Annotated in this window: 13 protein-coding genes; all 13 read left to right on the top strand. The window is 59.5% G+C overall.

Going from position 1 to position 13,275, the window contains the following annotated elements:
• Nucleotides 1-275: 275 nt before the first annotated feature.
• A complete protein-coding gene (rpsB, locus tag NH398_RS14610) occupies nt 276-1,028 on the top strand; it encodes a 30S ribosomal protein S2 (RefSeq protein WP_159341006.1) in 753 nt (250 codons plus the stop codon).
• Between the two features lie 214 nt (nt 1,029-1,242).
• Entirely contained in the window at nt 1,243-2,112 is an 870-nt protein-coding gene (tsf, locus tag NH398_RS14605) for a translation elongation factor Ts (protein ID WP_253019114.1), read from the top strand.
• A 122-nt stretch (nt 2,113-2,234) separates the two neighbouring features.
• The gene (gene pyrH / locus NH398_RS14600; RefSeq protein ID WP_139528317.1) at nt 2,235-3,005 is read left to right on the top strand and encodes a UMP kinase; all 771 of its coding nucleotides are present in this window, start codon (nt 2,235-2,237) and stop codon (nt 3,003-3,005) included.
• 4 nt (nt 3,006-3,009) lie between these two features.
• Nucleotides 3,010-3,567, top strand: a complete 558-nt coding sequence (gene frr, locus NH398_RS14595) for a ribosome recycling factor (RefSeq protein ID WP_159341010.1) — start codon at nt 3,010-3,012, stop codon at nt 3,565-3,567.
• A gap of 88 nt (nt 3,568-3,655) precedes the next feature.
• The gene (uppS, locus tag NH398_RS14590; RefSeq protein WP_253019113.1) at nt 3,656-4,441 is read left to right on the top strand and encodes a polyprenyl diphosphate synthase; all 786 of its coding nucleotides are present in this window, start codon (nt 3,656-3,658) and stop codon (nt 4,439-4,441) included.
• Nucleotides 4,434-5,255, top strand: a complete 822-nt coding sequence (locus NH398_RS14585) for a phosphatidate cytidylyltransferase (RefSeq protein ID WP_253019112.1) — start codon at nt 4,434-4,436, stop codon at nt 5,253-5,255. The genes uppS and NH398_RS14585 overlap by 8 nt, the downstream gene beginning before the upstream one ends.
• Entirely contained in the window at nt 5,252-6,448 is a 1,197-nt protein-coding gene (gene ispC / locus NH398_RS14580; protein WP_253019111.1) for a 1-deoxy-D-xylulose-5-phosphate reductoisomerase, read from the top strand. The genes NH398_RS14585 and ispC overlap by 4 nt, the downstream gene beginning before the upstream one ends.
• 43 nt (nt 6,449-6,491) lie before the next feature.
• On the top strand, nt 6,492-7,850 hold the full coding sequence (rseP, locus tag NH398_RS14575; protein ID WP_253019110.1) for an RIP metalloprotease RseP: 1,359 nt from the start codon (nt 6,492-6,494) through the stop codon (nt 7,848-7,850).
• A gap of 121 nt (nt 7,851-7,971) precedes the next feature.
• On the top strand, nt 7,972-10,302 hold the full coding sequence (gene bamA, locus NH398_RS14570; protein ID WP_159343697.1) for an outer membrane protein assembly factor BamA: 2,331 nt from the start codon (nt 7,972-7,974) through the stop codon (nt 10,300-10,302).
• 19 nt (nt 10,303-10,321) lie between these two features.
• Nucleotides 10,322-10,822: an OmpH family outer membrane protein gene (locus NH398_RS14565; RefSeq protein ID WP_253019156.1), complete on the top strand. Its 501-nt coding sequence runs from the start codon at nt 10,322-10,324 to the stop codon at nt 10,820-10,822.
• Nucleotides 10,823-10,873: 51 nt separating this feature from the next.
• The gene (gene lpxD, locus NH398_RS14560; RefSeq protein WP_159341025.1) at nt 10,874-11,911 is read left to right on the top strand and encodes a UDP-3-O-(3-hydroxymyristoyl)glucosamine N-acyltransferase; all 1,038 of its coding nucleotides are present in this window, start codon (nt 10,874-10,876) and stop codon (nt 11,909-11,911) included.
• Nucleotides 11,912-12,046: 135 nt separating this feature from the next.
• Nucleotides 12,047-12,490 carry a 3-hydroxyacyl-ACP dehydratase FabZ gene (gene fabZ, locus NH398_RS14555; protein WP_044629712.1) on the top strand — a complete coding sequence of 148 codons (444 nt, stop codon included), beginning with the start codon at nt 12,047-12,049 and terminating at the stop codon, nt 12,488-12,490.
• Nucleotides 12,487-13,254 (top strand): acyl-ACP--UDP-N-acetylglucosamine O-acyltransferase, encoded by a 768-nt coding sequence (gene lpxA, locus NH398_RS14550; protein ID WP_253019109.1) that lies wholly within the window; start codon nt 12,487-12,489, stop codon nt 13,252-13,254. The genes fabZ and lpxA overlap by 4 nt, the downstream gene beginning before the upstream one ends.
• Nucleotides 13,255-13,275 lie beyond the last annotated feature (21 nt).

Genomic DNA, 13,275 nt, shown 5'->3' with positions numbered 1-13,275 from the left:
CGTCGAAACGCGCCTGCGGCTTCATCTTGGCAATGATCTATGGTATAAAGCCGCGCGCTTTCCTGCAATCGCCATCCAATGCTTCTTTACTGGCTGGCGCGGCGCGAAAGGGCAACGAGATCGCAACGCAGCACCGCTGGGTTGCACAACAGCAAGCCTTGAAAACACACATGCACCGGCACATGGTCCCGGGTGCCTTTAGCGACGTTCGAGGACGCTACTGGTCGGATCCATGGGGTGCGTGGAGGCCTAACCCGAGTTTCAGGAGTTTTACCATGTCTCACGTCAATATGCGTGACCTGCTGAAAGCAGGTGCTCACTTCGGTCACCAAACCAAGTACTGGAATCCGAAGATGGGTAAATTCATCTTCGGCGCGCGCAACAAGATTCACATCATCAACCTCGAGCACACCCTGCCGGCGCTGAACGAAGCGATCGACGTGGTCGAGAAGATGGCGGCATCCAACAACAAAATTCTGTTTGTTGGCACCAAGCGCAGCGCTAGCAAGATCATCAAAGAAGAAGCGAATCGCGTTGGCCAGCCGTTCGTCAACCATCGCTGGTTGGGCGGCATGCTGACCAACTTCAAGACCATTCGTCAGTCCATCAAGCGTCTGCGTGACCTGGAAGTCATGCGCGAAGACGGCACCTTCGAGAAGCTGACCAAGAAAGAAGTCTTGATGGCAACGCGTGAGCAAGAGAAGCTTGAGCGTTCTATCGGCGGTATCAAGAACATGGGCGGCCTGCCGGACGCACTGTTCGTTATCGACGTTGACCACGAGCGCATCGCGATCAACGAAGCCAACAAGCTGGGTATCCCAGTCATTGGCGTGGTAGATACCAACTCCAACCCGGATGGCGTTGATTACGTGATCCCGGGTAACGATGACTCCATTCGTGCCATCCAGATCTACGTGAAGGCGATTGCCGACGCGTGTGGCCGTGCGAAAGAAGGTCGTCCGGACGAGTTCGTCGAAGTGACTGAAGAAGAAGCCGCTTCTGCCGACACAAACGCTGCCGCCGAGTAAGGCGACAGGGGTGCGGCGGGCAGGTTGAGCCGCATCGTGTTAAGAGGGGGCCTTATGCCCCCTTTTTCCCGCTTTGGGTTCGCCCTGGCGGGCCGATCACGCCGGATCAATGCCGGCAAGCGCTCTGCACAGTGATACGCAACGGTCATTTATCGTGCTTATACTCTGTAGCGCGTTTAACTCTCAGTTAGAACCATTTCCGAGGTGAAATCTCATGGCAGCTATCAGCGCCTCTCAGGTGAAGGAACTGCGCGAACGTACCGGTCTTGGCATGATGGAGTGTAAAAAAGCACTCACCGAAGCCGACGGTGACATCGAAGTCGCGATCGAAAACCTGCGTAAAAGCTCTGGTCTTAAAGCCGCGAAGAAGGCGGGTCGTACCGCTGCTGAAGGTGCGGTCGTTACTCGCGTAGCAGACGATGGCAGCTACGGCGTCATGGTCGAAATCAACTCTGAGACCGATTTCGTTGCCCGTGACGACAACTTCATCGACTTCTCCAACAAGATCGCGGATGCGTTCTTTGCGGCGAAGAACGAAGACGTGGCCGCGGTGATGGCGGGTGACCTTGAGTCCGCTCGTGAGCAGCTGGTTCAGAAAATCGGCGAAAACATCGGCGTACGTCGTGCCGTTGTCGTCGATGCCGTTGACGGTGGTCTGGTGGGCGAATACGTTCACGGCGGCCGCATTGGCGTTCTGACCGTCCTGAAAGGCGGCACCAGCGAAGCAGCCAAAGACGTTGCCATGCACGTTGCGGCGATCAACCCGGCCGTTGCCCATCCGGAAGAGATGCCGCAAGAGCAGCTGGACAAAGAGAAAGCGATCATCCTGGCCCAGCCGGACATGGCCGGTAAGCCTGAGCAGATCGCTGAGAAGATGGTTCAAGGCCGCCTGAAGAAGTACCTGGCCGAGAACAGCCTGACCGAACAGCCGTTCGTCAAAGACCCGAACCAATCCGTTGCTGAGTTCGTCAAAGCAGCCGGTGGCGAAGTGGTCAGCTTCACTCGCTTTGAAGTGGGCGAAGGCATCGAGAAAGAAGAAGTCGACTTCGCTAAAGAAGTCATGGAACAGGCTGGCCGTCGCTAAGGTCAGAGGTTCCAGCAAGAAGATGGCGTGCGCGCGAGCGCACGCCTTCGTGTATCCGGCCCCTGTGAAATACAGGCGCTGCCTCGCCCACCTGTGCCCAGGTCTGCCTCAGGAGAGATGCCATGTCACGTGATGTTCAAGAGTCTACCCCCACTGCTGCCACCAAAATCGACAAGTCGAAGTCGAAGTACAAGCGTATTTTGCTGAAGCTGTCGGGCGAAGCGCTGATGGGTGAGCACGATTTTGGTATCGATCCGAAGGTATTGGATCGCATGGCGCTGGAGATCGGCCAGCTGGTGGGAATTGGTGTACAGGTCGGTATCGTGATCGGTGGCGGTAACCTGTTCCGTGGCGCGGCGCTCAACGAGGCCGGTATGGATCGGGTCACGGGTGACCACATGGGAATGCTGGCAACGGTGATGAATGCGCTCGCCATGCGCGATGCGCTGGAGCGCTCCAACATTCGCTCCCGCGTGATGTCAGCGATTCCCATGAGTGGTGTGGTGGAGCATTACGACCGCCGCACTGCCATCCGCTATTTAACGTCGGGCGACGTGGTGCTGTTCTCTGCGGGCACCGGAAACCCGTTCTTCACCACGGACTCTGCGGCCTGTTTGCGCGGCATCGAAGTGGATGTCGACGTCGTCATCAAGGCCACCAAGGTGGATGGCGTGTACAATAAGGACCCGGTGAAGCACCCCGACGCCGTAAAATACGACCAGCTCTCCTATGACGACGCTCTGGACCAGAAGCTGGGCGTAATGGATTTGACCGCAATCTGCCTGGTACGTGACCATAATATGCCGGTGCGGGTATTTGATATGAACAAGCCTGGTGCCCTGCTTAACCTCGTGGTTGGAGGCAAGGAAGGCACGCTGATAGACAGAGGGTAACAACGTGATCAACGACATCAAGAAAGATGCAGAGTCTCGCATGAAGAAGAGCGTTGAGGCGCTGCACAGCAACTTCAACAAGATCCGCACGGGCCGTGCTCACCCTAGCATCCTGGATGCCGTGACCGTCGAGTATTACGGTGGTCAAGTGCCGCTGAACCAAGTGGCGTCCGTGAACGTTGAAGATGCGCGTACCTTGACCGTGGCTCCTTGGGAGCAGGGAATGGTGCCGAAAATCGAAAAAGCGATCATGACCTCTGACTTGGGTCTGAACCCGTCCAGCGCTGGTAACGTGATTCGTGTACCGATGCCGATGCTGACCGAAGAGACCCGTAAAGGCTACATCAAGCAGGCGCGTAGCGAAGCGGAAACGGCGCGTGTGGCCGTGCGTAACGTGCGTCGTGACGCCAACGGTGACTTCAAATCCTTGCTCAAGGACAAAGAGATCACCGAAGATGATCAGCGTCAGGGCGAAGACGAGATCCAGAAGCTGACCGACAAATATATCGCTGAGATCGACAAGGCGCTGGCCGCAAAAGAACAGGATCTCATGCAGGTATAACCCCCTGCGTTCACTCTGCCACGGGCGGCTTGGCCGCTCGTGGGCCATCGCTTGGCTTACTTATGACTGATCTTTGGTGCGAGAACCCATGACGTCTCCGCAGCTTCCCCAAGAGCAGCCGGGCGGCACGACGCTTTCTCGATCCGAGGAAGCGCTGCCGTCCCATGTTGCTATCATTATGGATGGTAACAACCGCTGGGCGCGGGCACGTGGGCTGTCGGGTGTGCGCGGTCACCGCGCCGGTGTCGAAGCCGTGCGCGCAGTGATCGAGCGCGCGGCAGAGCGAGGCGTCCCGACGCTGAGCCTGTTCGCGTTCTCCAGCGAGAACTGGAAGCGTCCCGCCGCTGAGGTGAACGCGCTCATGGAGCTGTTTTTGATGGCGCTCAAGCGCGAAGTCAAAAAGCTCAACGAGCGCAATATCCGCCTGTCGATTATTGGCGAGCAGCGTGGCTTTTCCCATGCGATTCAAAAGCATATCCAGCGCGCCGAAGCGCTGACCGCCGAGAATACCGGCATGCATCTGGTGATTGCCGCGAACTACGGTGGCCAGTGGGACATCGCCCGTGCCGCCCGCCAGCTTGCCGAGCAGGTGGCCGCCGGAGAGCTGTCGCCCGAGGCCATCGACGAAGCGCGCTTGGATGCGGCCATGAACACCGACCAAGTACCGCCGGTGGATCTATGTATCCGTACCAGCGGCGAGCAGCGGCTCTCGAACTTCATGCTCTGGCAATTGGCCTATGCCGAACTGCATTTTTCGCCCTTATTATGGCCAGATTTCGATGGGGCGGCCTTCGACCAAGCACTCGACGATTTCTGCTTACGACGTCGCCGCTTTGGAATGACCGACGAACAAATAGAGGCGCAAGGTGCTTAAACAGCGGATGATCACCGCAGCCTGGTTGGCGCCTGTGACGCTGATCGGTCTGTTCGGCTTACAGGGAGGTGCCTTTGCGCTGTTTACAGCGCTGATCGTGCTGTTAGGTACCTGGGAGTGGACCAACCTGGCGGGCGTAGGCGCTTCGCGTACCCGGCTGGCACTGGTCGCGGGAATGGCGGTGCTGCTGGCGCTTTTATGGCTCGGCGGCGCGGCGTATGCGGTGTGGCCGCTGTGGCTCGCTGCTGCCGGTTGGCTACTCAATCTCTACTGGGTGACCCAGTACCCCCACAGCAGCCAGCAGTGGCACACCACGTCGCGCCGCCTGCTGATGGGCGTTTGGGTGTTACTGCCGTGCTGGGTGGGTTTCAATGTACTGCGCGATAGCGGTGCGGTGTGGCTGCTGTTCGTGCTACTGCTGGTCTGGACGGCCGATATCGGCGCCTATTTTGCCGGCCGTCGCTGGGGCAAGCGCAAGCTGGCCCCACGGGTGAGCCCGGGAAAATCCTGGGAAGGCGTCTACGGCGGGTTGGCCGCCACGACGCTGCTGGCGATGCTCTTTGCGCTTTGGCAGCCTCTTGGACCCATGGGCGGGGTAGCGCTGGTGGTGATTACTGCCGTGGTGACGCTGACCTCCGTGCTAGGGGATCTGTTTGAGAGCATGTTGAAGCGCTACCGCAATATCAAAGACTCCAGCCAGCTACTGCCGGGCCACGGTGGTGTGTTGGACCGTATCGATAGCCTGACCGCAGCTATTCCCATCTTCGCGCTGTTCTATCTGCAGGTACTGTCACTTCAGGTGAGCGCGCTATGAGTCACGTCTCAGTTCAGTCGGTCACCGTGCTCGGTGCGACCGGCTCCATCGGTAAAAGCACCCTGGACGTCATCGCCCGCCACCCCGACCGTTACCGTGTGCATGCGCTGACGGCGCATACGTCGAAAGAGGCGTTGCTCGAACAGTGCATCGCGCACTCACCGCGGTTTGCCGTGCTGGATACCGATGCCGATGCCCAGTGGTTGCAGCAAGCGCTGCGCCGCGCAGGGGTCAGCACAACGGCGCTGGCTGGACAGGAGGCGCTGTGCGAGGTTGCGCGGGCGGCAGAGGTCGATACCGTGATGGCAGCGATCGTAGGGGCGGCGGGGCTGTTGCCCTCACTGGCGGCCGCCGAGGCGGGCAAGCGCGTCCTGCTGGCCAACAAAGAAGCGCTGGTGATGAGCGGTGCGCTGTTCATGGATGCCGTCGCGCGCTCTGGGGCCACGCTGCTGCCGATCGATTCTGAACATAATGCCATCTACCAGTGTCTACCCAGCGAGCATCGTGGCGGGTTAGCCAAGCACGGTGTGCGGCAGCTGCTGTTGACGGCCTCCGGTGGGCCATTCCGTGGCTGGTCGGCGGAGCAGATCGCCAGTGCCACGCCCGATCAAGCCTGTGCGCATCCCAACTGGTCCATGGGTCGCAAGATCTCGGTGGATAGCGCGTCGCTGATGAACAAAGGCCTCGAACTCATCGAAGCATGTTGGCTGTTCGATGCCACGCCCGAGCAGATTCAGGTGGTCGTCCATCCGCAGAGCGTCATTCACTCCATGGCGGCCTACGACGATGGGTCGGTGATCGCCCAGTTGGGGAATCCCGACATGCGAACGCCCATCGCCTATGGCTTGGCTTGGCCTGAACGGATCGACGCCGGCGTGGAAACGCTCGACCTGTTCCAAGTCGCCCGGCTCGATTTCGAAGCCCCTGACGAGACACGCTTTCCCTGTCTTCGCTTGGCCCGGGAGGCCATGCAGGCCGGTGGCGCGGCCCCGGCGGTGTTGAACGCGGCCAACGAAGTGGCCGTCGAGGCCTTCTTGGCGGGGCACATCACGTTCGGGGCGATTCCAGAGCTGGTCGCAACGGTCATGGGGCTGGCGTATCCCGGTCAAGCCGATTCGCTGGAGCGAGTGCTGGCGGCGGACCGCTGGGCGCGCGAGCAAGCGGCAATCACCTTACGTCAGTTAACCGCTTAATCTCAGTCAACGCTGAGCAGCGCGTCGTGGAAAGGAGCGAAAAGTGGGCCTGATACAGAATATCTTAGCCGTCATCGTCGTGTTGGGACTGCTAGTGACCTTTCATGAATTTGGTCACTTCTGGGTGGCGCGTCGCTGTGGCGTCAAAGTGCTGCGGTTTTCGGTAGGGTTTGGTAAGCCGCTGTGGTCGACGGTGGATCGCCACGGCACCGAGTTTGCGGTGGCGGCCATTCCGCTGGGCGGCTACGTCAAGATGCTAGACGAGCGCGAAGCGCCGGTGCCAGACGATCAGTTGCAACACGCCTTCAACCGCAAGACCGTGTGGCAGCGCATTGCAATCGTCGCCGCAGGCCCCATTGCCAACTTCCTACTCGCCATCGTCGCCTACTGGGCGCTGTTCGTGGCGGGCACGACGACCGTGGCCCCCCTCGTAGGCGAGATCACGCCGAACTCGCCCGCTGCTCAGGCTGGCTTGGAACAGGGAAGTGAGATCACCGCCATTCAGGGCGAGTCGATGCGCTCCTGGGAGGAGATCAACCTGAAACTGGTGTCCATGATCGGTTTCAGCGGCGACCTCACCATCGAGGCCATGCCGGAGGGAGCAAGTGCGACGCGCGGCTATCAGCTGCCGGTCGATGATTATATGGTGCGCCAAGACCCACCGCAGCCACTGCAAACGCTGGGCTTCTCTCCTTGGCAGCCTAACGTGCCGGCGGTGCTTGGTCAGGTCGTCGAAGGACAGGCGGCCGAGGCGGCCGGGCTTCGAGCCGGTGATCGTATCGTCTCGCTCAACGGTGAACCCATCGACGACTGGATGCAGTTTGTCGCGGTGATTCGCGATAGCGCTGGCGAGACCCTGCGCGTTGGGTACCAGCGTGATGGGGAGCAGGGCACGCTTTCGCTCACCCCAGGACGTAATACGCTGGAGAGTGGTGACGAGGTTGGGTACATTGGAGCCGGTGCAGAGCCGTTTAGCTGGCCTGAGTCGCTGCAGCGCGAGATTCGCTACGGGCCGATCGAGGCCGTCGGGCAAGCGCTGTCACGCACCGGTGAGATGGTTCTGCTGACGGTGGATGCGATCCGTAAGATGTTGGTAGGGCTGATCTCCCCGTCCAACTTGTCCGGGCCGATCACCATCGCACAAATTTCCGGCGATTCGGCACGCGCGGGGGTAGAAGCTTTCGTGGGCTTTATCGCGTATCTTTCGATCAGTTTAGGGGTGCTGAATTTGCTGCCCATCCCCGTGCTCGATGGCGGTCATCTGCTTTACTATTTCGTCGAGGTATTACGTGGGCGGCCGGTTTCTGAGCAAACACAAGCGATAGGGCTGCGCATCGGGTTAGCCATGGTCGGCACTCTGATGTTGATGGCGCTCTATTTCGATTTGATGCGCCTGTGGTAATAACGCGTGTAGCGCGCAGGATGCCTTGTCATCTGCCTGCACAAATGTATATGGTGCCTGTCTTAACCGACGGGCAGACCAACGCGAGCGAACTGACTGCATGAAAATCAAGACCCTTGGAATGGCGGCACTCTTGCTGGTAGGCGCCAGCGGCGCCCAAGCACAATCCTTTGATGTTTCAGACATTCGTGTGGAAGGACTGCAGCGGGTTTCCGCCGCCTCGGTCTTTAATGCGTTTCCCGTGAGCGCGAACGATCGCGTCGACGAGCAGCAGCTCGCCGCCGCCGCACGGGACCTGTTCGCGACCGGACTGTTTGAAGACGTCTCGTTGGCCCGGGAAGGCGACGTGCTGGTGATCCAAGTGGTCGAGCGGCCTACCATTGCGCGCTTGAACATCGAAGGCAACGACCAGATCTCCGATGAAGATCTGCGCAACGGCCTGCGCGAATCGGGTCTGTCGGAAGGCCAAGTGCTACAGCTCTCCACCCTCGACGAGATCGAGCGTGAACTCGAGGGCGTGTATCAAGCCCAGGGGCGCTATAGCGCTGGTATCAATGTGGACGTCGAGGAGATCGATGAAGGCCGCGTACAGGTCAACATCGATATCAACGAAGGCGAAGTCGCCAAGATTCGTCAGATCAACATCGTCGGCAACCAGGATTTCGACGATGAAACCCTGCGGGACATTTTCGAGTTGAATGACCGCCCAGGGCGCATCTTCGGCTGGTTCTCCAACGACGAGTACTCTCGGGAAGCGCTTTCTGGCGATATCGAGCGTCTACGGTCATTCTATCTGGACCGTGGCTACGTCAACTTTGACGTCACGTCGACCCAGGTATCGATTGGCCCCGAGAAGTCCGACATCTTCATCACCCTCAATATCGATGAAGGCGGTCAGTACCGCGTAGGCGATATCCGCTTTGCCGGCGATCTGCAGATCAGCGAAAACGAAGCCCGCAACCTGCTCGAAATCAACAGCGGCGATATCTTCTCCCGTGGCGATGTCAACGCCTCGACGGAAGCGCTGCGCCAGCGCCTGGGCGCGGAAGGCTTCGCCTTTGCCGAGGTGCAGGGCATTCCTGAAGTGGCCGATGACGGCGAAACGGTCGATCTCGTGATCGCCGTGAATCCAGGTCAGCGCGCTTACGTGCGTCGTATCGAGTTCTACGGCAACACCACGACCCAGGACGAAGTGCTGCGTCGTGAGATGATCCAGCTCGAAGGTGCCCCGGCATCGACGGAGTCGATCACTCAGTCGCGTCAGCGTCTGGAGCGTTTGGGCTTCTTTAGCCAAGTGGAAGTCGACACGCAGCCGGTGCCGGGTGAGCCCGATCTGCTGGACGTGACCTATAACGTGGAAGAGCAGCCTTCGGGTTCGGTCTCTGCCAGCGTCGGCTTTTCGCAGAGCGCGGGCGTGATCTACGGGGTCGGCCTGGCTCAAAACAACTTCCTTGGCACCGGTAACCGCGTCAACGTCGGCGCCCAGCGCAGTGACACCTTCACCAGCGTCAATTTTGCTTTCACCGATCCTTACTGGACGCTGGACGGCATCTCTCGCGGGTACAACGTGTTCTACCGCGAAACCGACTATGCCGACTCCGATATCTCGACCTTCTCGACCGATGCCTACGGTGCCGGTATCAACTTCGGCTACCCCATCAGCGAGCTGTCGCGTCTGAACTTTGGTGCCAGTGTCGAAGACGTCACGGTGAAGACCTACTTCGACACCGCCTCTGAAATCCGCCGCTATGTGGAAGATCAGGGCGAAAACGCACAAAGCCTCAAGCTGACCGCGAGCTGGACACGCAACAACCTGAACCGCGGCATCATGCCGACCGCCGGTAACTACCAGCGCGTCTCGTTGGAAACCGGCGTGCCGGGTAGCGATGCGGAGTACTACAAACTCCAGGCCCGCGCGCAGCAGCTCTTCCCGTTTAACGATGACGAAACCTGGGCGCTGAAGTTCAGCGGTAATCTGGGCTACGCCGATACGCTGGGCAGCAACGACCCCTACCCGTTCTACGAAAACTTCTATGCAGGCGGCCTGGGCTCGGTGCGTGGTTTTACCTCCAACACTTTGGGTGAGCGCACCACGCCCGCCCGTGAGGGTGGCCGTGACCGCACCTTGGGCGGTAACGTACTGGTAGAAGGCTCCGCCGAAGTGCTCTTCCCGATGCCGTTCGTAGAGAACCAGCGTTCGGTGCAGCCTTCGCTGTTCTTAGATGCCGGTAACACCTTCTTGAGCTCGTGCTACGACGTGCTCGACGCCGATGCAGGACGCCAGCAGTGCAGCTCCGGCGTGGATCTAGGCGACTTGCGCTACAGCGTGGGTGTGGGTCTTTCGTGGCTGACGCCGGTGGGCCCGCTGACGTTCAGCGTGGCTGAGCCGCTGAATGACGAAAGTGGTGACGATACACAGTTCTTCCAGTTCTCGCTGGGTCAAACGTTCTAATTTAAGGAGTATCACCATGATGCGTAAACTGACCGCTGCTGTGTGTCTATTGGGGGCGATGACTCTCCCGGCCTACGCCGCTGAAGTCGCGGTGTTGGATTGGCGTGCGGCACTGATGAATACTCAGTCGGCCCAATCCTCGCTGAGCCAGCTCGAAGGGCAGATCGGCAGCCAGCAGCGCGAAGCCGAAGCGCTGGGTGGCGAGCTGCAGCAACTCCAGACGCGTCTTCAGCAGGAAGGCGAGACCATGTCGCAATCCGAGCGCGAGTCGCTGATTGCTGAATTGCAGGAGAAGGGCGGCCGCTTCGAACAGCTGCGCCGTGAAGTGCTGCAGGCGCAGCAGGCTTCCGAGCAGCAGTTCCTGCAAGGGGCCGAAGCCAAGCTGGAGCAAGCAGTAGAGCAGGTGCTGGAGCGTCACAACATTGACGTGCTAGTGGAGCCGCAAGGCGTACTGCACTCCTCGACGGACCTGCCCAACGTGACGAACGAAGTCACTCAGATTTTCGATTCGCTGAACTAATTTTATGACCCTCGGTGCGGCTTAGCCGCACCACTGCTTCCTTGGGCTCCCATGACGCACGCTTCTCACTACCTCACCCTTGCGGACATCGCACGTCATCTCGACGTTGATTTCGAAGGCGACGCCAATCAGCCAATCCGCGGTTTGGCAACGCTCAAGGAAGCAGCGTCGGATCAGGTCGCTTTTCTAGCCAATCGCGCCTACTTGAAAGACTTGGCCACGACGAAGGCGGCGGCCGTTCTGCTGCATCCAGAGCATGGCAAGAACTGCCCGGTGCCACGCTTGGAGATGGAAAACCCCTACTTGGGTTACGCCAAGCTGTCGCAACTGTTCGATCCGTTACCGGCGCGAGACGTGCCGGGCATTCACCCCTCTGCCGTCGTCGCCGATGGCGTCACGCTGGGCGACGGTGTCTGTGTGCAAGCGAATGCGGTGATCGAGTCTGGCGTCGTGCTGGGAGATCGCGTGGTCGTCGGGGCAGGCAGCGTGATCGGCGCGGACTGCGTGATTGGCGACGACACGCGGCTGCACGCCAATGTCACCGTGTGCCACGGCGTCGTGATGGGCAAGCGCGTCATCCTGCAAAGCGGCTGTGTGATTGGCGGTGACGGCTTCGGCTTTGCTCACGATGGGGCAGGCTGGCACAAGATTGCGCAACTGGGTGGCGTGGTGCTTGGCGATGACGTGGAAGTCGGCAGCTGCTCCAGCATCGACCGGGGCGCGCTGGGGGATACGGTGATTGGTAACGATGTCAAAATCGACAGCCAAGTCCAGATTGCGCACAACGTCACCATTGGTGACCACAGCGCGCTGGCAGGCTGTGTTGGCATCGCCGGCTCTACCAAAGTGGGCAAGCACTGTATGCTGGGCGGCGGTGTCGGGCTGTCGGGCCACCTGACCATTTGCGATGGCGTTCAGGTCACGGGCATGAGTTTGGTCACCAATTCGATTCACGAGCCGGGGGTGTACTCGTCGGGTACCGGCGCCATGAGCAACACCCAGTGGCGAAAAAATGCGGTGCGCTTCAAGCAGCTCGACGATATTGCCAAGCGCTTGGCGCGGGTGGAAAAAAGCCAGCGAGAATCGTGAAGAAAGAAGGATTTCCTGAGGGAGTGGCTTGAGGCTTCATAGCAGCAGGTTATAATCCACTGCCTTTTTACCAGTAGGATTACTGGTGCGCGCCTGATACTGCTCAGGCCTTTTGTCATTTTAGAGGTCGTTACGATGGTTATGGATATCAACGAAATTCGCGAATACTTGCCCCACCGCTATCCGTTCTTGCTGGTGGATCGAGTCACGCAGTTAACCGTGGGCGAAACCATCGTTGCGTACAAAAACGTGAGCATCAATGAGCCGTTCTTCAACGGCCATTTTCCTCACCACCCCATCATGCCCGGTGTACTGGTCGTTGAAGCGCTGGCTCAGGTATGCGGTATCCTAGGGTTCAAAACGGTCAATAAGCTGCCGGCCGACGGCTATGTATACTACCTCGTAGGCAGCGACAATGTCCGCTTCAAGCGTCCTGTCATGCCGGGTGATCAACTGACGCTGGAAGCGAACGTGATTCGCGGCAAGCGCGGTATCTGGAAATTTGCCTGCCGTGCCACGGTAGACGGCGAGCTGGCCTGCGAAGCAGAAATCATTTGTGCCGAGAGGAAGGTGGCTTGATACATCCTACTGCTTTGGTCGACCCAGCGGCACGGCTTGCTGATGACGTTGAGGTTGGCCCGTTCAGCGTGATTGGGCCTGACGTCACGATTGGCGCAGGCTCGGTCATCGGCCCCCATGTGGTGATAAAAGGCCCCACGGTGTTGGGAGAGCGTACGCGTATCTTTCAGTTTGCCTCGGTGGGCGAAGACTGCCAGGACAAGAAGTACGCAGGTGAGCCGACGCGCCTAGTAATGGGGGACGACAACGTGATTCGCGAGGGCGTAACGCTGCATCGCGGCACCGTGCAAGACCGAAGCGAAACCACCATCGGCTCCCGTAACCTGTTCATGGCCTACGTACACGTGGGCCATGACTGCGTCATTGGCAACGACTGTATTCTTGCCAACCAGGTGACGCTGGCGGGCCACGTGACGCTGGGCGATCATGCCATTTTGGGTGGCCTGGCCGCCGTGCACCAATTCTGCCATTTTGGCGACCATGCCATGGCGGGGGGGGGCTCGATCATCACCAAGGACACTCCGGCCTACGTGATGATCAACGGTAATCCGGCAGAAGCGCGCGGGCTGAACCTCGTCGGCTTGAAACGCCGCGGGTTTAGTCGCGAAGCGATCGCCGCGCTAACCTCTGCTTACAAGCTGGTGTATCGCCAAGGCTTGACCGTCGAACAAGCGGTCAGTGAAATGCGCAGCCGTTTCGATCTACCGGAAGTCGCGCTGTTTGCCGACTCTATCGAGCGTTCAACCCGCGGTATCGTTCGCTAACCCTTTTCTAACCGGCTCTCC

It is taken from the genome of Halomonas sp. CnH100-B (genome assembly GCF_024124605.1).
Classification (GTDB): domain Bacteria; phylum Pseudomonadota; class Gammaproteobacteria; order Pseudomonadales; family Halomonadaceae; genus Vreelandella.
Note: the sequence above shows the minus strand (reverse complement) of the source record. Positions and strands in the feature narration are given on the sequence as shown.

Coding starts and splice junctions, on each gene's coding strand:
- bamA (WP_159343697.1), top strand. CDS start 7,972: ATGGCGGCACTCTTGCTGGTAGGCGCCAGCGGCGCCCAAGCACAATCC.
- tsf (WP_253019114.1), top strand. CDS start 1,243: ATGGCAGCTATCAGCGCCTCTCAGGTGAAGGAACTGCGCGAACGTACC.
- fabZ (WP_044629712.1), top strand. CDS start 12,047: ATGGTTATGGATATCAACGAAATTCGCGAATACTTGCCCCACCGCTAT.
- ispC (WP_253019111.1), top strand. CDS start 5,252: ATGAGTCACGTCTCAGTTCAGTCGGTCACCGTGCTCGGTGCGACCGGC.
- pyrH (WP_139528317.1), top strand. CDS start 2,235: ATGTCACGTGATGTTCAAGAGTCTACCCCCACTGCTGCCACCAAAATC.
- rpsB (WP_159341006.1), top strand. CDS start 276: ATGTCTCACGTCAATATGCGTGACCTGCTGAAAGCAGGTGCTCACTTC.
- uppS (WP_253019113.1), top strand. CDS start 3,656: ATGACGTCTCCGCAGCTTCCCCAAGAGCAGCCGGGCGGCACGACGCTT.
- lpxD (WP_159341025.1), top strand. CDS start 10,874: ATGACGCACGCTTCTCACTACCTCACCCTTGCGGACATCGCACGTCAT.
- NH398_RS14565 (WP_253019156.1), top strand. CDS start 10,322: ATGCGTAAACTGACCGCTGCTGTGTGTCTATTGGGGGCGATGACTCTC.